Raw genomic sequence first — 25,304 nt, forward strand, 5'->3', positions numbered from 1 at the left:
CTAAGGTCCGGCAAAACAACAATGGCAAGATCTGGGGGGATCGGGTGTCACGCTACGACAGATATGTGCTGTCACAGTATCTGCTCTTCTTCGGCTTCTTTGCCCTGATTCTGGTTGCCGTGTTCTGGGTCAACCGGGCCGTGGTGCTGTTCGACCGGCTGATCGGCAACGGCCAATCTGCGCTGGTGTTTCTGGAATTCACCGCCCTGACCCTGCCGAACCTGATCCGCATGGTGCTGCCGATTGCCGCCTTCGGCGCCTCGGTCTGGGTCACCAACCGGCTCAACAGCGAGAGCGAACTGACCGTGCTGCGCGCCACTGGCACCAGTCCCTGGCAGATGGCGCGGCCCGCCCTGGCCTTTGGCATCATCACCGCATTGATGATGTCAGCACTGACCCATTACCTGCTGCCTGCCTCGATCAGCCAGCTCGAGGTGCGCGAAAGCGAGGTCTCCCGAAATATCACCGCCAAGCTGCTGAGCGAGGGCGACTTCCTGCACCCGGCGGATGGCGTCACCTTTTACATCCGTCAGATCGACCCGGATGGTACCCTGAACGATGTCTTCCTGTCGGACCGCCGCGATCCGGAACTGACGGTGACCTACACCGGCGCCCGCGCCTTTCTGGTGCGTGACGAGAGCAGCGCGCATCTGATCATGGTGGAAGGCATGGCGCAGCGGCTGGACCACACGACGCAGCGGCTGTCGACCACGTTCTTTTCGGATTTCTCTTACGATATCAGCACTCTAGCGCAGCAAGCTGAGAACCCGGCCCGCAACATCCGTGCCATCCCAAGCCTTGAGCTGATGACCGGCACAGAGGCCATCGCCCGCACCGATGGCTATTCCGCAGGCGCCCAGGCGGAGGAACTGCACCTGCGCTTTGCCCGCGCGCTGGTTTGCGTGGCGGTGGCGCTGATCGGGTTTTCAACCCTGATGCTGGGCACCTTCTCCCGCTTCGGCGTCTGGCGTCAGGCCTTCCTGGCCTTTGTCGTGCTAATCTTTGTCGAGGGCCTGCGCGGGGTGGTGTCGGAGCCTGTATTGGATAACCCCAGCCTGTGGCCGCTGATCTACCTGCCGACCTTTCTGGGGATCGCGGTGGCGCTGGTCTTCCTGATCCTGGCGTCCCGCCCCAAGCGCATCCGGCAGGAGGCCCCCGCATGAAGCTGGATCTCTACTACGCGCGCCGCTTCCTGCAATGGTTTCTGGTGATCTGCGCGGTTCTGATGACGCTGGTGGTGCTGATCGACCTGAACGAGCAGATCCGCCGCTTCGAAGGCGCAGAGCTCGGCCTGCCGCAACTGGTTGGCCTCAGCCTGCTGAACATCCCGGCCGCGCTCAGCGAGTTCCTGCCGCTGATCATGATCCTCACCACCATCGTGCTGTTTGTCGGCCTCGCCCGCAGCAGCGAGCTGGTGGTGACCCGTGCCATTGGCCGCTCCGGCATTCGGGCACTGGCGGCGCCGGTGCTGGCGGCAGCCGCGATCGGCGGACTGGCGGTCACCATGCTGAACCCCATCGCGGCAGCCACTGCCAACCGCTATCAGGATCTGGCTGAGACCTACCACAATGGCGGACCCTCGGCGCTGTCGCTCAGCGGCGAGGGCCTGTGGCTGCGACAGGGCGGCGCCCGCGGACAGTCGGTCATCCATGCAAAAGGATACAGCGGCGATGCCGCCGACATCACCCTGCATGACGTGTCTATCCACGCCTATACCAACGCCGGGGGCCCGGTGCGCCGCATCATTGCCGAAAGTGCCCGGCTGGATGGCAGCAACTGGGTTTTGTTCAACGCCAAATCCTGGCCGCTTGCCGCTGGCATCAACCCGGAATCCGGTGCCGCTGCGCATGACGAACTGCAGCTGCCGACCACGCTGACCACCGACCGCATCCGCGACACGCTGGGCACTTCCAGCGGTATTTCGATCTACGACCTGCCCGCCACCATCCGCGAACTCTCCGCCGCGGGCTTCACCACCAAACGCTATGAGGTCCGGTATCAGGCGGAACTGGCCCGGCCGCTGTTCCTGATCGCCATGGTGCTGGTCGGCGCGTCCTTCACGATGCGGCACGCCCGCTTTGGAGGCACCGGCCTGGCGGTTCTGATGGCGGTGCTGTTGGGATTCGGGCTTTATTTTATCCGCAATTTCGCGCAAATCCTTGGCGAGAACGGGCAAATTCCGGTGGCGCTGGCCGCTTGGGCGCCGCCTGCCGCTGCAATATTGTTGACCTTGGGACTGCTTCTCCATGCCGAAGACGGGTAACCTGCGCCGGGCGCTGCTTCTTTCCGCCGTGCTGCCCTGGCTGGCGCTGACAGCCCCTGACCTGCAGGCGCAGACAGCAACGCCCCCTGATCCGGCGCAGCCCGCGATGCTGGTGGCCGATCAGGTCTTCATCACTCCGGACCGCACCTTGGTGGCTGAGGGCAACGTCGAGGCGTTCCAGGGCAATATCCGGCTGCGCGCCCGCAAAATCACCTTTGACCAGAGCACTGGCGCCCTGCAGATCGAAGGCCCGATCCGCATCGACCAGGATGGCGACATCACCATCCTGGCCAACGCCGCCGAGCTGGACCGCGACCTGCGCAACGGCCTGCTGACCGGAGCCCGCATGGTGTTCCAGCAGCAGCTTCAGCTGGCCTCGCTGCAAATGACCCGGGTCAGCGGCCGCTACACCCAGCTGTATAAGACCGCTGTCACCTCCTGCCATGTCTGCGACGACGGCCGCCCGCCGCTGTGGCAGATCCGGGCCGAGCGGGTCATCCATGACCAGCAGGAACGCCAGCTCTATTTCGAGAGCGCTCAGCTCAGGGTGCTGGATGTGCCGGTGTTCTATTTCCCGGCCATCCGCCTGCCAGACCCGTCGCTGGAGCGCGCCAGCGGGTTTCTGGTGCCGTCTGTGCGCTCGACCTCGAACCTCGGGACCGGGGTTAAGGTGCCGTATTTCTTCACTCTCGGCCCGCACCGCGATCTGACACTGGCCCCCTATATCTCTTCCAGCACCCAGACGCTGGATGTGCGCTACCGCCAGGCCTTCCGCCGCGGCAGGATCGAGTTCAACGCTGCCTACACGCGAGACGACCTGTTCTCCGGGGAGGACCGCGGGTACATCTTTGGCGATGGCCAGTTCGACCTTCCGCGCGACTTCCGCTTTACCTTCGACGTCAAGGCGGTCTCGGACGACGCCTATGTCGCCGACTACGGCCTGCCCGATCTGGACCGCCTGCGGTCCGAGGCGGTGCTGACCCGGTCCAAGCGCGACAGTCTGTTCCGCACCTCGCTCACCCACTACAAAACACTGCGCGAGAGCGAAGAGCAAAGCGATATCCCCTCCGGCATCGCAGAAGCCTTCTACCAGACCCGCTATTTCCCGGCCCTCACTGGCGGTGAACTGCGGCTGACGCTGCAGGGCCACGGCCACCACCGCAGCTCCAGCATTGAAGGCACCGCCACCGACAGCAACGGCCGAGACCTGTCCCGGCTGACCGCCGATATCGACTGGCGCCGCAGCTGGCGTTTGGGCAACGGTGTCCTCGCGGAATGGGAAATCGGCGCCGCCGGCGATGCTTTCCGCGCCTACGACGACGCCTTCTTCACCGAAGAGGTCACCCGCCTCACCCCGCGCAGCGCGCTGACCCTGCGCCTGCCGATGATCCGCCGCGAAGCCAGCGGGGCCAGCCAGTACCTGGAGCCGATCCTGCAGCTGGGATGGCGTGACGAGGGCGGCGGCAACGTGGTCAGCGAGGAAAGCCGCTTTGTCGAATTCGACCAGGGCAACCTTCTTTCGCTGTCGCGCTTCCCCTCGACCGATGCCCGCGAAGACGGGCTGACCCTTGTCTACGGCGCCAACTGGGCCCGCTATGCGCCCACCGGCTGGCAGGCCTATGCCACCGCGGGCCAGGTACTGCGCAGCGACGCCGACGGCCGGTTCACAAAAAGCTCCGGCCTGGGCGGCACCACATCGGATATCCTGCTGGCGGGCCAGATCAAATACGGCGACAGCCTGGCCATCTCGACCCGCGGCCTGCTGAACGGGTCATTGAACTTCTCCAAGGCCGAATTCCGCGGCGAATGGCACACCAGCCGCTCCAGCCTCTCCGGCACCTATCTGTGGCTCGGCACCGACCCGGAGGAAGACCGGGCCGAGGAAAGCTCCGAACTGTGGGTTGACGGACGCTATGACATCAACCCCAACTGGTCCGCCAGTGCCCGGCTGCGCTATGACATCGCCGGTGCCCAAGCTACCCGCGCGGGCCTCGGCGTGGCGTACAGCAATGAATGCGTGACGGTCGACCTTTCGGTCAACCGCCGCTATACCTCAACAACAAGTGTTGAGCCGACAACGGATTTCGGCTTTACCATCTCGCTGAGCGGGTTTTCCGTAAAAAGCGGCAGCAAACAGTACAGGCGGTCATGCAGCAAGACGTGAATACCCGGTTCCCGGCTCCTTTCCTTTCCCGTGCTCTCAAAACTGCCGCCGCGCTGGCGCTGGCAGCAGGGCTGGCCTGGAGCGGCCTGCCCGCGGGCGCACAGAACCTCTTTGCCCCGGCGGTCACCGTGAATGATCAGGTCATCACCCGGTATGAGCTGGAACAGCGCGCCCGCTTCCAGGCCGCACTGCGAGTGCCGGGCGATCCGCTGGAAACCGCCCGCGAAGAACTGATCAACGACCGTCTCAAACTGGATGTGCTGGAACAAGCAGGGATCGAACTCAGCGACGAAGACATCACTGCAGGCATGGAAGAACTGGCAGGACGCGCCAACCTGTCGCTCAACGACTTCGTCACCGCGCTGCAGCAGCAGGGTGTTTCGCCGCAGACACTGCGCGATTTCACCAAGGTCGGGCTCGGCTGGCGCGAGTACACCCGCGCCCGCTTTCTGTCCCGCGCCCGCCCCACGCCGGAAGAGATCGACCGCGCCATGGGCACGGCAGGCAGTGGCAGTGTCCAGGTGCTGCTGAGCGAATTCATCGTGCCGGTCAACGACCAGAACGCCGCCCAGGTCGAGGAACTGGTGGAGCAGGTCGCCCAGCTCAAGGGCTATGACAGTTTCTCCGCCGCTGCCGCCCAGTATTCAGCCGCCGGCAGCCGCAGCGACGGCGGCCGCCTGCCTTGGATGCCGCTGACCAAGCTGCCGCCGCAGCTGCAGGAGGTTGTGCTGGCGCTGCAGCCCGGTGAAATCTCCGAGCCGCTGCCGCTGCAGGGCGCCGTGGCGCTGTTCCAGATGCGCGGCCTGCGAGAGGTGGAAGGCGCTGCCCCGCGCTACACCGCGATTGAATATGCCACCTATTTCCTGCCCGGCGGGCGCACACCCGAGACCCTGGCCGCCGCGCAGCGTGTGGTGAACAGCGTCGACACCTGCCAAGACTTCTATGGTCTTGCGCAAGGGCAGGATCCATCTGTTCTGGCGGTTGAAAGCCTGCCGCCCTCTGAGATCCCCAGCGATGTCGCACTGGAACTGGCCAAGCTGGACCCGGGTGAAACCTCCACCGCACTGACCCGCAACAACGGCCAGACCCTGATGGTGCTGATGCTCTGCGGCCGCACCGCCGACCTCGGTGAAGGCGCCAACCGTGAAACCGTAGCCAATGCGCTCGTAGCACAGCGGATGACCTCTCTGGTCGACAGCTATCTGGAACAGCTGCGCGCGGATGCGCGGATCGACATCAAATGAGCCGGCCCGGGCCCATTGCCCTGAGCTGCGGCGAGCCCGCAGGCATCGGCCCGGAAATTGCCGTCAAGGCCTGGGACGCCCTGCGCGCCGCCTGCCCGTTCTTCTGGATCGGCGACCCGCGCCACCTTCCCGCAGGCACCCCCGTTCAGGAAATCGCCGCCCCCGCAGAGGCCGCGGCAGTCTGCGCCGACCACTTTCCGGCGCTCCCGTTCTCCTTCGGCGGCAGCGCGGTCAAGGGCACTGCCGACCCGGCCAACGCCGCCGGAGTGATCCAATCCGTTGAGACCGCCGTGCGGCTGGTCCAGCAGGGGGAAGCCTCTGCCATCTGTACCGCCCCCATCCACAAAAAAGCGCTGATTGACGGCGCAGGCTTTGCCTACCCCGGCCATACCGAGTTCCTCGCGTCTCTTGCGGGCCGGGACCGCGTGGTGATGATGCTGGCCAGCGAGCAATTGCGTGTGGTGCCCGCCACCATCCACATCGCGCTTGCCGACGTGCCCAAGGTGCTGACCACGGGCCTGCTGCGCGAAACCGTTGAGATCACAGCCGCCGGGCTGCGCGATCAATTCGGCATCAACTCCCCCCGCATCGCTGTCGCGGGACTGAACCCGCACGCGGGTGAAGGCGGCGCCATGGGATCTGAGGAACTGGACTGGATCAACGGCCTGATCAGCGAGATGCAGGACGAGGGGCTGGCGGTCACCGGCCCGCACCCCGCCGACACGATGTTCCATGCCGCTGCCCGCGCGCGCTACGACGCGGCGGTCTGCATGTACCACGACCAGGCACTGATCCCGATCAAGACACTGGACTTCGACCGCGGCGTCAACGTGACGCTGGGCCTGCCTTTCATCCGCACCTCACCCGACCACGGCACCGCCTTCGACATCGCGGGCACCGGCCAGGCCAACCCCTCCAGCCTCATCGAGGCGCTGAAACTGGCACAGGACATGGCGGCCAGCTCTTGAACCTTCTTCTTGCTGCAAATATCCCCGCCGGAGGCATGAAATCTCTGGCGCGCCCGTTCCGCCATGCGCCACAGTGGAGCTGACATGAGCGCCATCGACAATCTACCCCCGCTGCGCGAAGTGATCGCGACGCATCAGCTTTCGGCCCGCAAGTCGCTGGGCCAGAACTTTCTGCTGGACCTGAACTTGACGGCCAAGATCGCCCGCCAGGCAGGCGACCTGACCGGCTGCGACGTGCTCGAGATCGGCCCCGGCCCCGGCGGCCTGACCCGCGGCCTGCTGGCCGAAGGCGCGCGCCGGGTGCTGGCGGTGGAAAAAGACAGCCGCTGCCTGCCCGCGCTGCAGGAGATCGCGGAGGCCTATCCGGGCCGCTTTGAGGTGATCAACGGCGACGCGTTGGAGATCGACCCGCTCGAACACCTGACACCGCCGATCCGCATCGCCGCCAACCTGCCCTATAACGTCGGCACCGAACTGCTGGTGCGCTGGCTCACGCCCAAGGAATGGCCGCCGTTCTGGCAAAGCCTCACCCTGATGTTCCAGCGCGAGGTGGCTGAGCGCATCGTGGCGCAGCCCGGCTCAAAGGCCTATGGCCGTCTGGCGATCCTGGCCCAGTGGCGGACGGATGCGAAGATCGTGCTGTCACTGCCGCCCGGCGCCTTCACCCCGCCGCCCAAGGTGTCCAGCGCCGTGGTGCATTTGGACGCCCTGCCGGAGCCGCGCTTCCCGGCCGATGCCGCGATCCTGTCGCGTGTTGTCGCCGCCGCCTTCAACCAGCGCCGCAAGATGCTGCGCGCATCGCTCAAGGGGATTTCCCCCGATATCGAGGCGCATCTGACCGCCGTCGGCATCCCGCCGACCGAGCGTGCCGAACAGGTGAGCCTTGAGGCCTTCTGCGCGCTGGCCCGCGAACTGGCCAAGGCCTGAGCCTCTTCCCGAATTCCTTGCCGGAGCCCGATTACCCGATGACCCAACCGGTTACGCCCCGCCCGACCTTGCTGTCCGTGAACGTCAATGCTGTTGCCTACCTGCGCAACCGACGCGAGGTGCCCTGGCCCAACCTGATCGACATCGCCCGCGCCATCCTGCAGGCCGGTGCCCATGGCATCACTGTGCATCCGCGCCCGGATGAGCGGCATATCCGGTTTTCCGACCTGCCGGACCTCGCCCGCCTGATCGCCGATGAATTCCCGCAGGCGGAGTTCAACATCGAGGGCTACCCGACCCGCCATTTCATTGACCTGGTGCTGGAAAACAAACCGCATCAGGTGACGCTGGTACCCGACACGCCCGAACAATCCACCTCTGATCACGGCTGGGACTTTGCCGCCGATGGCGAAATGCTTCTGCCCATAGCTGAGGAGTTCAAGGCCGCGGGCATCCGGGTTTCCTATTTCGTGGACGCCAACCCGGCTGACCCGGCGCTGGCGCAGCAGGCTGGCGCAGACCGGATCGAATTCTACACCGGGCCTTACGCCAACCAGATCGCGCCTGACGCCATTCAGCAGGAACTGGCCGGGATCAAGGCCACCGCAGACGCCGCCCGCCAGCTTGGCGCAGAGGGCAGCAGCCCTGCGCTGATGATGAACGCAGGCCACGACCTGACCGTGGACAACCTGCCCGCCCTGCGCCAGGCCATTCCTGATCTGGCCGAGGTGTCCATCGGACACGCCCTCACCGCCGATGCGCTGATGCTGGGTTTCCCGGAAGCAGTACGCCGCTACCTGCGGGTGCTGGGCCACGAAGCTTGACTGCCTGGCGATGCAGCCGGCCCGGCGCTTGACGGCCCGCCCCCCGGCTGCCCTATGTTGCGTGCACCAGCCAGCCAACAGGCACAGGAGCAGCGGATGGAGTTTTCATCAGAATACCGCGGCCATACATCTGAAATCATCAGCCTTTTCCGGGCGGTTTTCGCCGCCTCTGAGGGCGAGGCCGAAGGCGATCTGATCGCGGGCCTTGTCCGCGATATCTTCGCCAAAACGCCGGAACAGGACTTTTTCGTCTATTCGGCTTGGGACGGCCATACGCTCATCGGCTGCATCATCTTTTCTCGTCTGCGTTACGATCAGGACAGCCGCACGGTGTTCATCCTGTCGCCCGTTGCCGTTTCAACCAGCCGGCAAAGGCAGGGCACCGGTCAGGCGCTGCTTAGGCATGGGCTGGACGAGATCCGTAAACAGGGCGTCGACGTTGCCGTCACCTATGGCGACCCCGGCTATTACAGCAAGGTTGGCTTCCGCCAGATTACCGAAGCGCAGGCCGCCGCCCCGCTGTCCCTGAATTTCCCGGAAGGATGGCTGGCGCAGCCCCTCAACGGCGAAGAGCTTGCCCCGTTGCGCGGCCCTTCGGCCTGTATCGAAGCCTTGAACAACCCCGATTACTGGTAGCGTCAGGTAAAGGCCGCGTCCGACGTCAGCGTTAGCTGCTGCAAACAAAACGCCTCCCGAAAAGAAAAATCCCCCGGGGCATCGGCTCCGGGGGACTTCTATCAAATTTGGTTCTGAACCGCTTATTCAGCCGCTTCCGCCGGACCGTCTTCGGTCTTGGGTTTGGGCTTAGCGCGCGAGCGGGTGGTCTTCTTCGCCGCGGGCTTGGCTTCCGCATCGCCGCCGTCTCCAGCCGGTGCCGCATCTTCGGCCTTGGGTGCGGGCTTGCGGGTCCGCGGCTTGCGGGCCGGGGCCTTTTTCGGTGTGGCCTCAGCCGGAGTGTCCGCAGGTGCAGACTGGCTTTCCGGGGTTTCCACCAGACCGCTGTCCGCGCCATTGCCGTTTTCGCCGCGCGGGTCGATCACCTCAGGCTGCGGCGAGCCTGCCGGATCCGCTGCCGGAGCAGCCGCCGCAGCTTCACGCTCCTGGCGCTCCAGGCGTTCGGCCCGCTCACGGTCGCGCTCGGCCTGGCGTTCGCGGTTCTGGCGCTCCTGCTCCTCGCGGCGCGCCTCGATTTCGCGCTGTGCCTCGTTCAGCATGCGCAGATAATGCTCTGCGTGCTGCTGGAAATTCTCCGCGGCAACCCGATCATTGCTCAGCTGCGCATCGCGGGCCAGCTGATTGTATTTGTCGATGATCTGCTGCGGCGTTCCGCGCACCTTGCCTTCGGGACCGGAGCTGTCAAACACGCGGTTGACAACATTGGCGCCATTGGGACGGTTCCGGTTCGACTTGGAACGTGAACGTGATTTGGACGATCTCATCTGCCTAACGTCAGCCTTGAGTTAATGCGCCGTAGACCCATTCGTGCGCGCCTCAGCGCCGGATCATCAGCTTTTTTGGGCTTGATGCCGCGGGAAGGCTTGCAAAGCTTTCTCCTCAAGCGGCTCCCTCTGAGTAACCATTTTACGGAGCCCCAGACAAGGGGCACAATAGTATTTTCTGAGTTTTTTCTTTCGAAATCGCGAATTTCCGCGTCAAATGCTGCTCTTCATGCTGGAATGCGCCCGCACCACCCGGTCGCGGCCGTCCAGATCCTGCAGTACGGCAATGCCGCTCAGCCCCGCCGTTTCCAGCAGCGCGCTGACAGCCTGCCCCTGCGTCGGGCCTATTTCCAGCAGCACCCTGCCGCCCGGCGCCAGGTGTTCCCCCACCTGAGCCGCAATCTGCCGGTATGCTCCCAGCCCGTCGCCGCCATCGGTCAGCGCAATACCCGGCTCATGCCCGCGCACCTCTGCCGACAGGTCTTCCATCTCGTCCAGCGCAATATAAGGCGGGTTGGAAACGATCAGGTCGAACTGCCCCTCGACCCCCTCGAACCAGTCCGATTGCTGAATATCAGCCCGCGCCTGGACCCGGTGCAGCACCGCATTCGCACTGGCCTGCAGGCAGGCAGCCTCGCTGATGTCCACACCCAGCCCGGTCGCCTCCTGCCGTTCCGCCAGCAGCGTCACCAGAATGCAGCCGGAGCCGACGCCGAGATCCAGGACCCGGCTATAGGGCTCCGCCAGCGCCGCCTCGATCAGGATCTCGGTCTCGGGCCGCGGGTCCAGCACATCGCGCGACACCTTGAAGCGGCGTCCATAGAACTCCCGCTCACCTATCAGATGCGAGACCGGAACACGCACGGCCCGCAGCGCAATCAGCTGCTCATAGCGTTCGGCCACTTCCGGCGCCAGCTCCTCAGGCGCGATCAGCGTGACCCGGCTGGCCTCGATCCGGGCCGCATGGGCCAGCAATACCCGCGCATCCCGCGCCGGGTCCTGAACCCCTGCCGCCCGCAGCCGCGCCGTTGCTGCCGCCATCGCCTGTGCCGCCGTCTCTGCCATGCCTACTGCCCCATCTCGGCCAAGAGCCGCGCCTGATTGTCCGCTGTCAGCGCGTCGATAACCTCATCCAGATCGCCGCCCATCACCTGATCCAGCTTGTAAAGCGTCAGATTGATACGGTGATCGGTCATCCTGCCCTGCGGGAAGTTGTAGGTGCGGATCCGCTCCGACCGGTCGCCGGAGCCCACCTGGCTCGCCCGGTCCGCCGAGCGTTCGCTGTCGATCCGCTGCCGCTCCATGTCATAGAGCCGCGTTTTCAGCACCTGCATGGCAATCTCGCGGTTGCGGTGCTGGGACTTCTCCGAGCTTGTCACCACGATCCCGCTCGGCAGGTGGGTGATCCTGACCGCCGAGTCGGTGGTGTTCACATGCTGCCCGCCCGCGCCCGAGGCCCGCATGGTGTCGATGCGGATGTCATTGGCATCAATATGGATATCCACGTCCTCAGCTTCCGGCAGCACGGCCACCGTCGCCGCTGAGGTATGGATGCGCCCGCCGCTTTCGGTCGCCGGCACCCGCTGCACCCGGTGCACGCCGGATTCATACTTCAGCCGGGCAAAGACATCCTCGCCCTTGATATGGGCTACCACCTCCTTGATGCCGCCCAGCTCGGTCGCCTGTTCCTCGATGATGTCGAACTTCCAGCCCTGCCCTTCGGCATAGCGCTGGTACATGCGCAAAAGGTCACCCGCAAACAGCGCCGCCTCATCGCCCCCCGTACCGGGGCGTATTTCCAGCATCGCCGGACGGCTGTCAGCCGCATCCTTGGGCAGCAAGGCCAGCTGCAAAGCGTGCTCGGCCTCAGGGATCGCCGCCTTCAGCGCCGGGATCTCCTCCGCCGCAAGATCCTTCATATCCGGGTCCGCCAGCATCAGCTCAGCCTCCTCCAGATCGCTCAGCAGCTTACGGTAGGCCGTGACCTGCTCCGCCACGGGGCGCAGATCGGAATACTCCTTGGCCAGCGCCGCAATATCCCCGCCCCCGGCGCCATCCGCCATCGCGGCTTCAAGATACTGAAACCGCTGCAGGATCTGTTCCAGCCGTTCTTCGGGAACCATGGGCGCGCCTATTCTTGTTCATGTTTTGGCCAATTTGCCCCCATGTGATATGCTAGAGCCATGCGACATGCCAGAGTCCTTATTGCCACAATCCTCCTCACTCTGCCCTGCATGGCACTGGCGGATGTGAAGGGTCCAGGCGGCAAAACCATCGATTGCTACTGCACAGATAAGTCCGGCGCCCGGGTCGAGCTGGGTGAGCTTCGCTGCCTGCAGGTGGACGGGCGCATGTTCATGGCGCAATGCCAGATGTCGCTGAACGTGCCGATGTGGCGCGAGGTGCAAAGCAGCTGCCTGTCGGCGTCGCTGGGGGAAGTGCCGGGGCTGTCGAGCGCACCGACGCAGGTGCCGCAGCTCTGATCCGACGTGCCGCCGACAGGCCCCGCAAGCAAGACGTCCTCGATCAATCCACAAACGGCGTGGAGCCGTCCCAACCCGAGCTGTTCGCCGCCGGTGTCACCACCGGGCCCGCCGCGGCTGGCTGCGCGGCCACGGTGTAGCTCTGCCCGGCGCCTGCCACGGCGAAGCCATCCGCTGCGGCCCCGCAGGAGCCCGAGAATATCTTGTAGTCCGGCGCAGATGGCAACACCCTGACACTGAAGTCCACGACCGGCTCATTGCCGCAGAAGTTATCAGCGGCATGCGACCTGATCTCTTCTGCCGTCCAGCCGGAACCGGCACTACCGCTGAACCGGCCGTTTCCGTCATCGTCGAACTGCAGCTCGTTGCTGGCAGGCACACCGCCGCAAGCCGCAAGAAACGCAAAGCAGGACAGTGACAAAGCAGGTTTGGCAAATTTGATAATCATGGAAATCTCTTCCTTAGTAAAACCAGCGATGCCGGCCAGCGAACACGAAATCCACCGCCTTTGGAAGGCCTAAGATCTTGTTTTCACATGACACCCTTGATGCGGCATATACAAACACACTCGAACACGCACGAATTGGCGTCTTCACGGGCAGCCCAGCCCCTGAATCGCTTCGCGGAAAAACCACTGGCTCTGCCGCCCCAGGCGGAAGAGCCCGCGCCGCGCCCAGCGCGGCGCCCGGCCCAACTGCGGGGGGCTTTTTCCAAAAGCCCGTGAGCAGGCGGGAGAACGCCCTGCCGGTTACTCGCTGGCCGAAGCCTCTTGCGGGGCCTCTTCCATCTCCGCCAGCCAGCCATTGATCCGCTCCTTGTTGGCGCCCAGGTCTGAGCGGCCAAAGCGCAGCCGGGCATAGACCTTCAGCAGATCGCCGTCCTGCGCCGCGGTGGTGTAGTCAGGAAACCCCAGCAATTGGGTGCGGGTAATATAGGTGGCCATCCCGTCGTCCGGGCCGCCCGCCAGAACGCTGGTGCGCGGCGCGGTGCTGGCGATCTGATGGAACCGCTCCAGCCCGTCCGGGCCGGTGCGCACCACCCGGAAAACGCCGCCGCGGAACTCCTTGTCCTCGGTGAACTCCGGCTGGGTGTTCCAATCCAGCGGATCACTGGGCGCCAGCCGGATGAACCCCAGCCCGGCGACCACAGCGGCCAGCACCAGCCAGCCAAACAGCATCAGCCGCTTCATTGCGGTTTCAAGGTCAACCCTTGCCTCCTCCCTGCGCGGCCCTCCCCCGGCCTTTTGCTTGAGGCCGGACCGCTTATCTCGTTGCCACCCCCGGCAGTACGCACAGCAGCTCATAGAGCAGGTTTGCGCCCACCAAGGCGGTGTTGCCCGAGGGATCATAGGGCGGCGACACCTCCACCAGGTCGCAGCCCACGATATTGACCCCCTTCAGGGACCGGATCAGCTCCAGCGCCTGAGGTGTTGTCAGCCCGCCGATTTCAGGCGTGCCGGTACCCGGCGCATAGGCCGGGTCAAGGCTATCAATATCATAGCTGACATAGACCGGCCTATTGCCGATATCGCGGCGAATTTCCGCACCCATCTGATGCAGCTGCCGCCCCCACAGCTCCTGCGCCGGGAAGTGCTGAAAGCCCCAGCTTTGCGCCTCGGTAAAGTCCGTTGCCGCATAGCCGGTGCCGCGGATGCCGATCTGATAAGTCTTATCCGGAACAATCAGCCCTTCCTCGAAGGCGCGGCGGAACACGGTGCCGTGGGTTTCGCGCTCGCCGAACATCTCGTCGTTCACATCCGCGTGGGCATCCACGTGCACCAGCGCAACGGGGCCGTATTTTTTTGCGATGGCGCGCAGGATTGGCAGGGTGATCGAATGATCACCGCCCATCGCCACCGGGATCACCCCGCCCGACAGAATCGCCTCATAGCTCTCCTGGATGATCCTCAGCGAATCCGGCAGCGAGAAGGTGTTGATCGCCAGATCGCCGATATCGGCAATGTTCAGGCTGTCGAACGGCGCCGCGCCGGTGGCCATGTTATAGGGCCGCAGCATCGCGCTTTCGGCGCGGATCTGCTTGGGGCCGAACCGTGTGCCCGACCGCCAAGAGGTGCCGATATCCATCGGAACCCCCAGAACCGCAACATCCAGGCCGTCCAGCGAGGTTGCCTGCGGCAGCCGCATAAAAGTGTTCGGTCCCGAAAACCGGGCCAGGTCATTTCCGCTGATCGGTTGATTGAAGTCAGTCATTGTCTCTCATGTTCCAGCCCAGAAGGCAGATGATCTCCGTCGCCACATGTGCCCCGGCAATAGCAGTTGCGCCGGTTGTGTCAAAGGGGGGAGAGACTTCCACCACGTCACCGCCCTTGATATTGATGCCGGCAATCTCCCGCATAATGCGCGCGGCCTGGGCCGAGGTCAGCCCGCCCCAGACCGGCGTGCCGGTGCCGGGCGCATAGGCCGGATCCAGGCAGTCGATGTCAAAGGTCAGGTAAGCGGGGCGGTCCCCCAGGATCGACTTGATCCGCTTTGCGGTCTCCATCGGTCCAATCTCATGCACGGTGGGGGCGTCGATGATATTGACCCCCAGCGTATCCTCATTGGTGGTGCGGATCCCCACCTGAACTGAGGTCTCTGGGTCCACGATCCCGGTCTTCACCGCCTTATAGAACATGGTGCCATGATCCACCCGGTCCATGTTGTCATCGGGCCAGGTGTCTGTATGCGCATCGAACTGCAGCAGTGAAATCGGCCCGTATTTCTCGGCATAGGCTTTCAGGATCGGAAAGCTGATATAGTGATCCCCGCCCAAGACGACAGAGGCCGTATCCGCCGCCAGAATGCCCCGGATATGCTCCGTCAGCGCCGCCGGAAACTCCGGCACATTGGCATGGTCAAAGGCGAGATCTCCGTAATCCGCAATCGCCAGCGTGCTCAGCGGTTTATGGGGCCAGCCGTAGGGCTCATCCGGGCTTTGCAGGGCAGAGGCTTCGCGGATCGCCCGCGGCCCCAGCCGGGTGCCGGGCCGGTTGGTCACCGCCTGGTCAAAGGGCACACCAGTGACGGCAATATCCACTCCGGTCAGATCCTTGGTGTACTTTCGGCGCAGAAAGGACGTCGCGCCGCCAAAGGTGATCTCGAAACTCAACCCCTTCAGATCCTCGCGGGTGAAGGCGTGATCGATCATGTGCTTTGCGTCTTCCAGTGCCATGACGGTGCGTCCCTGTTGTGAGAGTTCTTTGTTTGATCAAATACCCGCTGCGCAAGCGGGTGTCATCTGGCCTGGGTTTTACCCGCTCACCGGCTGGGCCCGCTCCACCAGCCGGGCAAAGAAGGAGGCTCCCACCGGCGAAATCTCATCGTTGAAGTCGTATTTCGGATGATGCAGCCCGGCGGTATCCCCCTGCCCCAGGAACAGGTAGGAGCCGGGCCGCGCCTGCAGCATGTAGGCAAAATCCTCCGCCCCCATCTCACGCCCGCCGTCCGGCTCGACATTGGCCTCACCCGAAATCTCCCTGGCCACATCAACCGCAAAGGCAGTCTTCTCTGCGTCATTGTACGTGGCCGGATAGCCGATCTCATAATCCAGCTCCGCCTCGACGCCATAGCTGGCCGCTTGCCCCGCCACGATCTCCTTCATCCGCCGCATCACCATCTTCTGCACCTCCGGGTTAAAGGTACGCACGGTGCCGTTGATATAGGCGGTTTCCGGGATCACGTTGTCGGTGCTGCCAGTGTGGATCTGGGTGACGGAAACAACCAGATCTTCCAGCGTATGGTGATTGCGCGACACAATGGTCTGGATCGCCTGGGCAATGCCGCAGGCCGCCATCACCGGGTCGCGGGTCTCATGCGGCATGGCGCCATGGCCGCCAACCCCCTGAATATGAATGTGGAAAGTATCGACCGCGGCCATCAGCGCCCCCGGCGTGGTCAGGAAATTCCCTACAGGCAGGCCCGGCGCATTGTGCAGCGCATAGACCTCACCGATACCGAAGCGCTCCATGATGCCTTCCTCGACCATGATGCGCGCGCCGCCAATTGCCTCTTCCGCGGGCTGGAAGATCAGCGCCGCCCGGCCCTTGAAGTTCCGCGTCTCCGCCAGGTATTTCGCTGCCCCCAGCAGCATCGTGGTATGCCCGTCGTGACCGCAGGCGTGCATGTTGCCTTCATGGCCCGAGACATACTCCACCCCGGTCTCCTCCGGGATCGGCAGCGCGTCCATGTCGGCGCGCAATCCGATGGTCGGCCCGTCCCCCTGCCCGTTGATGATCGCCACCATACCCGTCTGCGCGATCCCTTCATGAAGTTCATCCACTCCGAACTCCCGCAGCCGCTCCGCCACAAACGCCGCTGTCTTGGGCAGATCCAGCGCCAGTTCCGGGATCTGATGCAGATGCCGCCGCCAGGCCTTCATCTCCTCGGCGTAATCGGCAATACGGTTCACAACGGGCATTGGGGTGGACTCCTGCTCCAAACTCGGGATGATGCATCTGACACCGGAAAATGAGCAGCCGCAATGCAAGAAACAGACCTGATCCACGACGAAACCGCGGGCATCGAAAGGCTCCTGGAGATCATGGCGCGCCTGCGTGACCCGCAGACCGGCTGCCCCTGGGATATCGAACAGGATTTTGCCAGCATCGCCCCCTATACCATTGAAGAGGCTTATGAAGTTGCCGACGCGATCGAGCGCGAGGCCTGGGATGAACTGAAAGGCGAACTGGGCGACCTGCTGTTCCAATCCGTCTTCCACGCCAGGATGGCACAGGAGGCCGGCCACTTCACTTTCCAGGATGTGGTCACCACCATGTCCAACAAGATGGTCTCCCGCCACCCGCACGTGTTCGGCGACGAAAGCCGCGAGAAATCAGCCGAACAGCAGACCCGCGACTGGGAGGCGATCAAGGCCGCGGAGCGCGCAGGCAAGGAGCAGAAAGGCACGCTGGACGGCGTCGCCGTCGGCCTGCCCGCCCTCTTGCGCGCCTACAAGCTGCAGAAACGCGCCGCCCGCGTCGGCTTTGACTGGCCCACCGCTGACAACGTCATCGCCAAGATCACCGAGGAATGCGCCGAACTGGTCGAGGCCCGCGACAGCCTCTCCCAGGCGGAAGTCGAAGAAGAATTCGGCGACCTCCTGTTTGTGATGGCAAACCTGGGCCGCCATCTGGGTGTCGAGCCCGAAGCCGCACTGCGCGCCGCCAACGCCAAGTTCACCCGCCGGTTCCAGGGCGTCGAGGCCAAGCTTGCCGCCCGCGGCAAACGCCCCGAGGACAGTGACCTGGCCGAGATGGACGCGCTTTGGGACGAAGTCAAAGCAGACGAGCGCGCCTGAGCAATCCCCTCAGCTTCACCTTTCCTCAAATACTCAATTTCCGGCCGCCAGCGGCCGGGCAAGCCGCAAATTGCTGCCGCAGAAAACCTTAGGAAATTCGCACTGCCCCGCCAGTCGGCGGTTCAATCCCGGCCGAACTGCGCGTAGTGTCGTGGCTCACGAATTGCGGAGACAGCGATGAGCGCCAGGAAAATCATCATCGACACCGACCCGGGGCAGGATGATGCCGTCGCCATCCTGCTCGCGCTGGCCAGCCCTGACGAGCTGGATCTGCTGGGCATCACCTGTGTCGCGGGCAATGTGCCGCTGCCGCTCACCAGCAAGAACGCCCGCATCGTCTGCGAGGCCGCAGGCCACACGGATGTACCCGTCTTTGCGGGCAGCAAGGCGCCGCTTTACCGCCCGCTGATCACCGCGGAACATGTGCACGGCCAGACCGGCCTCGACGGGCCAGAGCTGTGGGAGCCGCAGATGCCGCTGGCCGGGGACAATGGCGTCGATTTCATCATCGAAACCCTGCGGGCGCATGAACCGGGCACCGTCACCCTCTGCACCCTGGGTCCGCTCACCAATGTCGCCGCCGCCTTCAACACCGCACCCGACATCATCGAACGGGTGCTGGAGATCGTGATGATGGGCGGCGCCTATTTTGAGGTGGGCAACATCACCCCGGCAGCCGAATTCAACATTTATGTCGATCCGGAAGCCGCTGAAATCGTGTTCAGATCCGGCGCGCCGATCACCGTTATGCCGCTCGACGTGACGCACAAGGTTCTGGCCACCAAGCCGCGAGTGGAGGCGATTCGCGCCCTCGGTACCCGCGTCGGCCATTTCACCGCTGAAATGCTCGATTTCTTCGAGCGCTTCGATGTGGAGAAATACGGCTCCGAAGGCGGCCCGCTGCATGATCCCTGCGTCATCGCCTGGCTGCTCAGGCCTGAACTCTTCTCCGGCCGCCATGTGAATGTGGAAATCGAAACCGCCTCCGCCCTCACGCTCGGCATGACAGTCGCAGACTGGTGGGGTGTCACGGACCGTACGCCCAACGCCTTGTTCATCGGTGATGCCGACGCGGACGGCTTCTTTGATCTTCTAACCGAAAGGCTCGCCCGCCTATGAGCGCCGCCCTGCATCTCGCCAAGCCTGAGCATCTGGATACCGTGCTGCCGCTGGTCGCCGCCTTCCATACCGAATCCGGGCTGGAGAGCAGCGACGAGCACCGCCGCGCCGGGATCGAGCCCCTCTTGAACGGCCACCCCTATGGCGCCGTCTACCTGATTGGACCCACCCGGGCGCCGATCGGCTATATCGTGATCACTTTCGGCTGGTCAGTGGAGTTTGGCGGCATGGACGGATTTGTGGATGAGCTTTACATCCGTCCTGCGGTGCGCGGCCGCGGCATCGCCACCGAGGTTCTGACCGAGCTGCCGAAATCACTGGCCACTGCTGGAATGCGCGCCCTTCATCTTGAAGTCGACCGGGAAAATGAAACCGCTCAGCGGCTCTACTTGCGCACCCGCTTCCAGCCGCGCAAGAACTACATTCTGATGACCAAGAACCTGTAACTCTGCGGCAGCCAATACGTCTCCGGGCCGGACTTCGCGCTGAAATGCGGTCCCCCCCAGCCGTGCGGCGGAAGCTTGCCGCCTGGCACCCGGCGCGGGCGGATCGGCGCCGCAGCGGAAAATTCACCCAACAAACCGGAACCATCCGTCAGCAGCTGGCGTTATAGTGCCATCCGCGGCCCTCAAACAGGCCGTCCGGACCAACGAAATTGGAGGAAAATCATGAATTTCCGCTGGATTCCCGTTCTCGCCACCAGTGCCGCCCTGGGCCTGGGCGCCTGTACCAACTTGACCCCGGAACAGCGCACAGTCGCTGGCGTGGCAGGTGGTGCCGCAGCCGGCCTGATCGCTGCCGATGCGCTCAAGGCCGACGACGACTGGCGCCTGATCGCCGCACTGGGCGGCGCAGCAGCTGGCACTTTGGTTGCACAGAACAACCAGACCCAGCAGTGCGCCTATTCCCGCGGTGACGGCACCTATTACACTGCCCCCTGTTAATGCTGCCAACTGGCGCCCCGCCCCCGGTCAGGGCGCCAGTTGCAGGCGCTAGCCCCCCGGTCGCCTGACTATAGCCCGGCCAGCAACGGGTAATTGTCGGACATGTCCATCCGCATCACCGGATCGCCGGCCGACGCCGGCTGACCGCTGATCGGGTATGTCCCGGCCCCGCTGCACCCCACAAGTGCTGAAAGAACTGCACAGATCGCCACTGTGCGCATAAACCGCGTTTTCATGGCCTGTCCCCCCCTTTCCCGCAGCACCCGTGCGCCGCGCAAGATCAACCTAGCATGACGCCTGCGTGAGCGTCTGTGATCCGGGCCACACATGCAATTTCCGGAAGGTAACGCTCTGATAAAAGCGTGTTTTCTGACGGGTGCCAGCTCTTATGCTGCGGGCTTTCCAGCCCCAGCCGCGCCAAGGAAACGGGGCAAGCGGATCAGATTGCCGCCAATGACGGGCAATCGCTCGCGTCAAGTTCCAGCACCGGGTCGTCGGGCCCGCACTCCTCACCGCTGATTGGATAAGTGCCGGGCTCGGTGCACGCAGCAAGCAGCAGCGGCAGAGACAACAAGGCAAGGATGATGATGCGGACGGGGGTCATGTGAGGCTCCTGCATTGACGGTGACCGGGTACAGAATGCCCGTTTCCGGCAAAGCAGGCCTTGATGCGTGTTAAGGCCCGGCCATGACTGTCCCGGGCGCGCCGACGATGGCGCAGCGCCTCCAGAGTTTTTGCAGAGCCCGCCTTGCGTAAGACCGCCAGCATGCACGGCTGGACGTGACGTCCCCCCCAAAAAAAAGCGCCTCGAACAACCGTTCAAGGCGCTTTGCGGCTTCCAGCTGAAGACGCTCTTACTTCAGGATCGAACGGCCCGCGTATTCGGCCACTTCACCCAGCATTTCCTCGATGCGGATCAGCTGGTTGTACTTCGCGAGCCGGTCAGAACGCGCCAGCGAGCCGGTCTTGATCTGACCGCAGTTGGTGGCAACCGCCAGGTCGGCGATGGTGGCATCCTCGGTCTCGCCGGAGCGGTGCGACATCACGTTTGTGTAACGTGCGCGGTGGGCCATATCGACCGCCTTCAGGGTCTCGGTCAGCGAGCCGATCTGGTTCACCTTCACCAGCATCGAGTTGGCGCAGCCGCGCTCGATGCCCTCGGCCAGACGTGCCGGGTTGGTCACGAACAGGTCGTCGCCCACCAGCTGCACCTTGTCGCCGATCTCCTGGGTCAGCGCCTTCCAGCCGTCCCAGTCATCCTCGGACATGCCATCCTCGATGGAGATGATCGGGTAGTCGTTCACCAGCGCCGCCAGATAGGCCACGTTCTCTTCGGACGACAGGGTCTTGCCCTCGCCGGACAGAACGTATTTGCCGTCCTTGTAGTATTCGGTCGCCGCACAATCGAGCGCCAGGTAGATCTCCTCGCCCGGCTTGTAGCCAGCCTTTTCGATGGATTTCAGAACGAAATCCAGCGCTTCGCGGGTGGAGGCGATGTTGGGTGCAAAGCCGCCCTCGTCGCCGATCCCGGTGCTGAGGCCAGCCGCCGACAGTTCTTTCTTCAGAGTGTGGAACACCTCGGAGCCCATGCGCACGGCTTCGCGGATGTTGTCCGCAGCCACCGGCATGATCATGAATTCCTGAATGTCGATCGGGTTGTCGGCGTGCTCGCCGCCGTTGATGATGTTCATCATCGGCACCGGCAGGACGCGGGCGGAGGTGCCGCCGATATAGCGGTACAGCGGCTGGGTGGTGAAGTCAGCCGCGGCCTTGGCCACCGCCATCGACACGCCCAGAATTGCGTTGGCGCCCAGGCGGCCCTTGTTCTCGGTGCCGTCCAGCTCGATCATCGCGCTGTCCACGGCCACTTGCTCTGTTGCGTCAAAGCCGACCAGCTCCTCGGCAATCTCGCCATTCACCGCAGCAACCGCTTCCAGCACACCCTTGCCCATGTAACGGGACTTGTCGCCGTCGCGCTTCTCCACCGCCTCATAGGCGCCAGTCGACGCGCCGGAGGGCACGGCGGCGCGGCCCATGGTGCCGTCTTCCAGGATCACGTCGACCTCAACCGTCGGGTTGCCCCGGCTGTCGAGGATCTCACGGGCGTGAATGTCGATAATGGTGCTCATCTGTCCATCCTTGGTTGGGCCTGAAAGCGGCGCGTTCTGTTGCCAGCGTCATACCAGCCGCGGGGGAAATGTAAACCACGCTCGTTATCGCTAACACGTCTAAATCCGGCAGGTTAGGGCTAACAAAACGCTGTTTGCGCCAACAGGGCGGAGGATTTCTGCCAGGCGGGACCTCAGGCCGCAGCCGCTGCCGCACGGCGTGCCCGCCGCGCCAGCCGCTGCTCGCGGACAAAGGTATACAGCCCAGATCCGATAATCAGCGCCGCCCCGCTCAGGGTCAGCGTGTCGGGCCGCTCGCCAAAAACGATGACGCCCACCAGAATCGAAAACAGCAGCCGGGTATAGCGGAAGGGCGTCACCGCCGAGGCATCTCCCACCCGCATCGCAGTCACGATGCCGTAATAGCCCAGCACCCCGAACAGCACCCCGCCTGCCATCATCAGGTATTCGTTCTGCTCCATCACCTGCGCCTCGCCAGGGGTGAAGGCCAGCAGCAGCAGCCCCGCAGGGATAACTGCCAGGAAGGCCTGGAAGCTGACCACGGTTGACGGCACCGCGCTGTCCATCACCCGTGTCATCAGGTCCCGCGTGGCCACGCCCAGCACCGCAATCACAACCAGCAGGGCCGCCGGTTCAAAACTGTCGAGCCCCGGGCGGATGATCAGCAGAACCCCGGCAAAGCCGGTGCAAATTGCCAGCCAGCGCCGCCAGCCGACCTGCTCGCCCAGAAACAGCGCCGCGCCCATGGTGATCACCAGCGGCGTCGCCTGGAACACGGCAGCCACGACTGAGATATCGACCAGCGCCAGCGCCGAGGCAAACCCCATCGCCGACACCGCCTCGGTCCCCGCCCGCAGCACCGGCCGCAGCCGCCAGCTGCGCGGCGCGAACAGACGGTGCCCCTGCATCTTCGCCATCACAGCAAAGACCAGCCCGCTGCCGATACCGAGGAATATCAGGATCTGCCCCACAGGCAAGGTGCCTGACAGCTGCTTGATGAACATGTCTTCAAGCGTGAAAAATGCCATCGAGGCAATGACCAGCAGAATGCCGTGCAGGTTGTTCATGAGCGCGCGTCCATCGTTCCGCCCGGCGGGGCTGCCGGGTTCCGTGGGACAAAAGCGGCAAAATGCCCCGGCGGCAACTCCGTTTCCGACGCCCGCCGATGACAAGGCGTGAGCACACTCATCAATTTTCGTGATAGGTCGGGCGCCACCTGCCGCCTCAGTCCTGCTTGCGCGGCACCCCGTAAAGCTCCAGCTTGTGCCCGCGCAGCTCATAGCCCAGCTTGCGGGCGATCCGCTCCTGCAGCTCCTCGATCTCCGGGTCGCAGAACTCGATCACCTCGCCCGAATTCATGTCGATCAGGTGGTCGTGATGCTCGCGGTCGGCATCCTCATAGCGCGCGCGCCCGTCGCCGAACTCCAGCCGCTCCAGAATGCCCGCTTCCTCGAACAGCTTCACGGTGCGGTAGACAGTGGCGATCGAAATCCCCGCATCCATCGCGCTGGCACGGGCATATAGCTCCTCGACGTCAGGATGATCATCGCTGTCCTGCAGCACCTGGGCAATCACCCGGCGCTGGCCGGTCATGCGCAGGCCCTTGCGCTCGCAGCGGGCGATAATCGTCTTTGCCATTTGCGTCCTCGCGGTTTTCTGGGCTTCCTCTTTAACGGATGCAAACTGCGCCGAAAACAGGCTTTTCACGTGCATCTGCAGTTGACAAACCGCTTATCCACAGCCATTTGGCACCCAGGCATCCCTCCCTGCCGCGTGAGCAGAGACCAATACCGGCCGCACCGCATGTGCGTAACAGAACACCCGGGGTCTAGTGATATGCCGCCATTCCCAAAATCACGCGTGGGGATTGCAGAGGCCAGCGGCCTGGCATCCGGCCAGCGCGCGCCCGAGGTCCCTGCCCCGCATGAAACCGCTGCCGTGCAGCGGACCCGGCCAGTGCAGACCGCAGGGCCGTGAAAGGACGATACGTGACTGAATTTTCGACCATGGGGCTGCCTGAGAAGCTCCTCGCCCGCCTTCAGGACATGGGTCTGAACGACCCCACCCCGATCCAGGCCCGCGCTATTCCTCATGCCCTCAACGGCAAGGACGTGCTTGGGCTGGCGCAGACCGGCACCGGCAAGACGGCCGCCTTTGGCGTGCCGCTGATCGCGCAGATGATGCAATACGGCCGCAAGCCCGCCGCCAACACCGTGCGCGGTCTGGTGCTGGCCCCGACCCGCGAGCTGGCCAACCAGATCGCCGACACCCTCAGGGGCCTGACCGAAGGCACCCCGATGAAGGTCGGCCTGGTGGTCGGCGGCGTCTCCATCAACCCGCAGATCTCCCGCATCGCAAAGGGCACCGACATCCTGGTCGCCACCCCGGGCCGCCTGATCGACATCCTCGACCGCGGCGCGCTGGACCTCGGCTCCTGCGACTTCCTGGTGCTCGACGAGGCCGACCAGATGCTGGACCTCGGCTTCATCCACACCCTGCGCAAGATCGCGGCGCTACTGCCGACGGAACGCCAGACCATGCTGTTCTCGGCGACCATGCCCAAGCAGATGAACGAGATCGCCAACTCCTATCTGCAAAGCCCCGTCCGGATCGAAGTCTCGCCTCCGGGCAAGGCTGCCGACAAGATCACCCAGTCGGTGCATTTCATCGCCAAGGCGGAAAAGCTGAGCCTGCTGAAGGAGTTGCTGGCAGAGCACAAGGACGAGCGCGCGCTGGTCTTCGGCCGCACCAAATACGGCATGGAAAAGCTGATGAAGGTGCTGGATAAGGCAGGCTTTGCCGCCGCCGCCATCCACGGCAACAAAAGCCAGGGCCAGCGCGAACGCGCCCTGGCTGCCTTCAAGTCCGGCGACATCAAGGTGCTGGTTGCCACCGACGTGGCCGCCCGCGGCCTGGATATCCCGGACGTCAAGCACGTCTACAACTACGAGCTGCCGAATGTGCCCGACGCCTATGTGCACCGCATCGGCCGCACCGCGCGCGCAGGCAAGGATGGCGCCGCCATCGCCTTCTGCTCGCCGGATGAGATGGACGAGCTGAAGGCGATCCAGAAGGTGATGAAGATCACCATCCCCGTCGCCTCCGGCCGCGCCTGGGAAGCGATGCCCGATCCGGCCGCACCCGCCGGCAAGCCAGGCGGCCGTCCCGGCGGACGCCGCGGCGGCGGCAAACCCGGCGGTCAGCGCCGCCGAGGCGGTGGCGGCGGCGGCAACAGCGGCCAGGGCAAACCTCAGGGCAGCAAGCCCGGCAACGCCCAGCGCCGCGGCCAAAAGCAGCGCGCACGCTGAAGCTTCCCCGCCAGCGCCGGGTCAAGGGGCCTGCAGGGACCGCGCTGCACGCGCGGCCTGCCCTTGACGCGGCGCTGGCGGAATACACACTCGAAATGGCGCCTTAAGGGCAAACCTGCCCTTAAGCGCCTCTCAGCAGAAAAACTCTGCGCTGCACAGCAGCGCCCGGCCCAAGGCCGCCAAGGCGCGCCAGGCGC

At 64.3% G+C, this 25,304-nt stretch carries 26 protein-coding genes; 14 read left to right on the top strand and 12 right to left on the bottom strand.

The window, feature by feature from the left end:
- Nucleotides 1-44: 44 nt before the first annotated feature.
- From lptF to ACXAED_RS19600, 8 genes are all read left to right on the top strand, one after another.
- The gene (lptF, locus tag ACXAED_RS19565) at nt 45-1,163 is read left to right on the top strand and encodes an LPS export ABC transporter permease LptF (protein WP_475052570.1); all 1,119 of its coding nucleotides are present in this window, start codon (nt 45-47) and stop codon (nt 1,161-1,163) included.
- Nucleotides 1,160-2,263, top strand: coding sequence for an LPS export ABC transporter permease LptG (gene lptG, locus ACXAED_RS19570; RefSeq protein ID WP_475052571.1), 1,104 nt, complete (start codon nt 1,160-1,162; stop codon nt 2,261-2,263). The genes lptF and lptG overlap by 4 nt, the downstream gene beginning before the upstream one ends.
- Entirely contained in the window at nt 2,247-4,427 is a 2,181-nt protein-coding gene (locus tag ACXAED_RS19575) for an LPS-assembly protein LptD (protein ID WP_475052572.1), read from the top strand. The genes lptG and ACXAED_RS19575 overlap by 17 nt, the downstream gene beginning before the upstream one ends.
- Nucleotides 4,412-5,671, top strand: coding sequence for a peptidylprolyl isomerase (locus ACXAED_RS19580; RefSeq protein WP_475052574.1), 1,260 nt, complete (start codon nt 4,412-4,414; stop codon nt 5,669-5,671). Before ACXAED_RS19575 ends, ACXAED_RS19580 begins: the two co-directional genes overlap by 16 nt.
- Nucleotides 5,668-6,639, top strand: coding sequence for a 4-hydroxythreonine-4-phosphate dehydrogenase PdxA (gene pdxA / locus ACXAED_RS19585; protein WP_475052576.1), 972 nt, complete (start codon nt 5,668-5,670; stop codon nt 6,637-6,639). The genes ACXAED_RS19580 and pdxA overlap by 4 nt, the downstream gene beginning before the upstream one ends.
- An 84-nt stretch (nt 6,640-6,723) precedes the next feature.
- Nucleotides 6,724-7,566 (top strand): 16S rRNA (adenine(1518)-N(6)/adenine(1519)-N(6))-dimethyltransferase RsmA, encoded by an 843-nt coding sequence (gene rsmA, locus ACXAED_RS19590; protein ID WP_475052578.1) that lies wholly within the window; start codon nt 6,724-6,726, stop codon nt 7,564-7,566.
- A 38-nt stretch (nt 7,567-7,604) separates the two neighbouring features.
- Nucleotides 7,605-8,390 (top strand): pyridoxine 5'-phosphate synthase, encoded by a 786-nt coding sequence (locus ACXAED_RS19595; protein ID WP_475052579.1) that lies wholly within the window; start codon nt 7,605-7,607, stop codon nt 8,388-8,390.
- Nucleotides 8,391-8,486: 96 nt separating this feature from the next.
- Nucleotides 8,487-9,026, top strand: coding sequence for a GNAT family N-acetyltransferase (locus ACXAED_RS19600; RefSeq protein WP_475052581.1), 540 nt, complete (start codon nt 8,487-8,489; stop codon nt 9,024-9,026).
- 122 nt (nt 9,027-9,148) lie between these two features.
- Here the strand turns inward: ACXAED_RS19600 and ACXAED_RS19605 are convergent, their stop codons facing one another.
- The 3 genes from ACXAED_RS19605 to prfA all read right to left on the bottom strand — a co-directional run bounded on the left by ACXAED_RS19605 (nt 9,149) and on the right by prfA (nt 11,952).
- Nucleotides 9,149-9,829 carry a DUF4167 domain-containing protein gene (locus ACXAED_RS19605; protein WP_475052583.1) on the bottom strand — a complete coding sequence of 227 codons (681 nt, stop codon included), beginning with the start codon at nt 9,827-9,829 and terminating at the stop codon, nt 9,149-9,151.
- A 213-nt stretch (nt 9,830-10,042) separates the two neighbouring features.
- A complete protein-coding gene (gene prmC / locus ACXAED_RS19610) occupies nt 10,043-10,894 on the bottom strand; it encodes a peptide chain release factor N(5)-glutamine methyltransferase (RefSeq protein WP_475052585.1) in 852 nt (283 codons plus the stop codon).
- 2 nt (nt 10,895-10,896) lie between these two features.
- On the bottom strand, nt 10,897-11,952 hold the full coding sequence (prfA, locus tag ACXAED_RS19615; protein WP_475052586.1) for a peptide chain release factor 1: 1,056 nt from the start codon (nt 11,950-11,952) through the stop codon (nt 10,897-10,899).
- 60 nt (nt 11,953-12,012) lie between these two features.
- Between prfA and ACXAED_RS19620 the strand changes: the two genes are divergently transcribed.
- Entirely contained in the window at nt 12,013-12,312 is a 300-nt protein-coding gene (locus ACXAED_RS19620; RefSeq protein WP_475052589.1) for a hypothetical protein, read from the top strand.
- A 43-nt stretch (nt 12,313-12,355) separates the two neighbouring features.
- Here the strand turns inward: ACXAED_RS19620 and ACXAED_RS19625 are convergent, their stop codons facing one another.
- The 5 genes from ACXAED_RS19625 to ACXAED_RS19645 form a co-directional block, all read right to left on the bottom strand.
- Nucleotides 12,356-12,760: a hypothetical protein gene (locus ACXAED_RS19625; protein WP_475052591.1), complete on the bottom strand. Its 405-nt coding sequence runs from the start codon at nt 12,758-12,760 to the stop codon at nt 12,356-12,358.
- Nucleotides 12,761-13,060: 300 nt separating this feature from the next.
- Nucleotides 13,061-13,501, bottom strand: coding sequence for a DUF1499 domain-containing protein (locus ACXAED_RS19630; protein ID WP_475052593.1), 441 nt, complete (start codon nt 13,499-13,501; stop codon nt 13,061-13,063).
- Between the two features lie 73 nt (nt 13,502-13,574).
- Nucleotides 13,575-14,522 carry an agmatinase gene (speB, locus tag ACXAED_RS19635; protein ID WP_475052594.1) on the bottom strand — a complete coding sequence of 316 codons (948 nt, stop codon included), beginning with the start codon at nt 14,520-14,522 and terminating at the stop codon, nt 13,575-13,577.
- The gene (speB, locus tag ACXAED_RS19640) at nt 14,515-15,483 is read right to left on the bottom strand and encodes an agmatinase (RefSeq protein ID WP_475052597.1); all 969 of its coding nucleotides are present in this window, start codon (nt 15,481-15,483) and stop codon (nt 14,515-14,517) included. Before speB (ACXAED_RS19640) ends, speB (ACXAED_RS19635) begins: the two co-directional genes overlap by 8 nt.
- A gap of 78 nt (nt 15,484-15,561) precedes the next feature.
- Nucleotides 15,562-16,728, bottom strand: a complete 1,167-nt coding sequence (locus ACXAED_RS19645; RefSeq protein ID WP_475052600.1) for a M20 aminoacylase family protein — start codon at nt 16,726-16,728, stop codon at nt 15,562-15,564.
- Between the two features lie 63 nt (nt 16,729-16,791).
- Between ACXAED_RS19645 and mazG the strand changes: the two genes are divergently transcribed.
- From mazG to ACXAED_RS19665, 4 genes are all read left to right on the top strand, one after another.
- Nucleotides 16,792-17,607, top strand: a complete 816-nt coding sequence (mazG, locus tag ACXAED_RS19650; protein ID WP_475052602.1) for a nucleoside triphosphate pyrophosphohydrolase — start codon at nt 16,792-16,794, stop codon at nt 17,605-17,607.
- Nucleotides 17,608-17,784: 177 nt separating this feature from the next.
- Entirely contained in the window at nt 17,785-18,726 is a 942-nt protein-coding gene (locus ACXAED_RS19655) for a nucleoside hydrolase (RefSeq protein WP_475052605.1), read from the top strand.
- A complete protein-coding gene (locus ACXAED_RS19660) occupies nt 18,723-19,172 on the top strand; it encodes a GNAT family N-acetyltransferase (RefSeq protein ID WP_475052608.1) in 450 nt (149 codons plus the stop codon). Before ACXAED_RS19655 ends, ACXAED_RS19660 begins: the two co-directional genes overlap by 4 nt.
- Before the next feature lie 222 nt (nt 19,173-19,394).
- Nucleotides 19,395-19,670, top strand: coding sequence for a glycine zipper 2TM domain-containing protein (locus ACXAED_RS19665; protein ID WP_475052610.1), 276 nt, complete (start codon nt 19,395-19,397; stop codon nt 19,668-19,670).
- Nucleotides 19,671-20,109: 439 nt separating this feature from the next.
- Here ACXAED_RS19665 and ACXAED_RS19670 read toward each other — a convergent pair whose 3' ends face one another.
- From ACXAED_RS19670 to ACXAED_RS19685, 4 genes are all read right to left on the bottom strand, one after another.
- The gene (locus ACXAED_RS19670) at nt 20,110-20,274 is read right to left on the bottom strand and encodes a hypothetical protein (RefSeq protein WP_475052611.1); all 165 of its coding nucleotides are present in this window, start codon (nt 20,272-20,274) and stop codon (nt 20,110-20,112) included.
- 250 nt (nt 20,275-20,524) lie between these two features.
- The gene (gene eno, locus ACXAED_RS19675; RefSeq protein WP_475052613.1) at nt 20,525-21,799 is read right to left on the bottom strand and encodes a phosphopyruvate hydratase; all 1,275 of its coding nucleotides are present in this window, start codon (nt 21,797-21,799) and stop codon (nt 20,525-20,527) included.
- 173 nt (nt 21,800-21,972) lie between these two features.
- Nucleotides 21,973-22,866, bottom strand: coding sequence for a DMT family transporter (locus ACXAED_RS19680; protein WP_475052615.1), 894 nt, complete (start codon nt 22,864-22,866; stop codon nt 21,973-21,975).
- Nucleotides 22,867-23,023: 157 nt separating this feature from the next.
- Nucleotides 23,024-23,437, bottom strand: coding sequence for a Fur family transcriptional regulator (locus tag ACXAED_RS19685; RefSeq protein ID WP_174146276.1), 414 nt, complete (start codon nt 23,435-23,437; stop codon nt 23,024-23,026).
- Nucleotides 23,438-23,787: 350 nt separating this feature from the next.
- Between ACXAED_RS19685 and ACXAED_RS19690 the strand changes: the two genes are divergently transcribed.
- Complete coding sequence (locus ACXAED_RS19690) at nt 23,788-25,107, top strand: DEAD/DEAH box helicase (RefSeq protein WP_475052618.1); 1,320 nt, start codon at nt 23,788-23,790, stop codon at nt 25,105-25,107.
- Nucleotides 25,108-25,304: the final 197 nt, after the last annotated feature.

The organism is Leisingera sp. ABM4_103 (assembly GCF_056158685.1).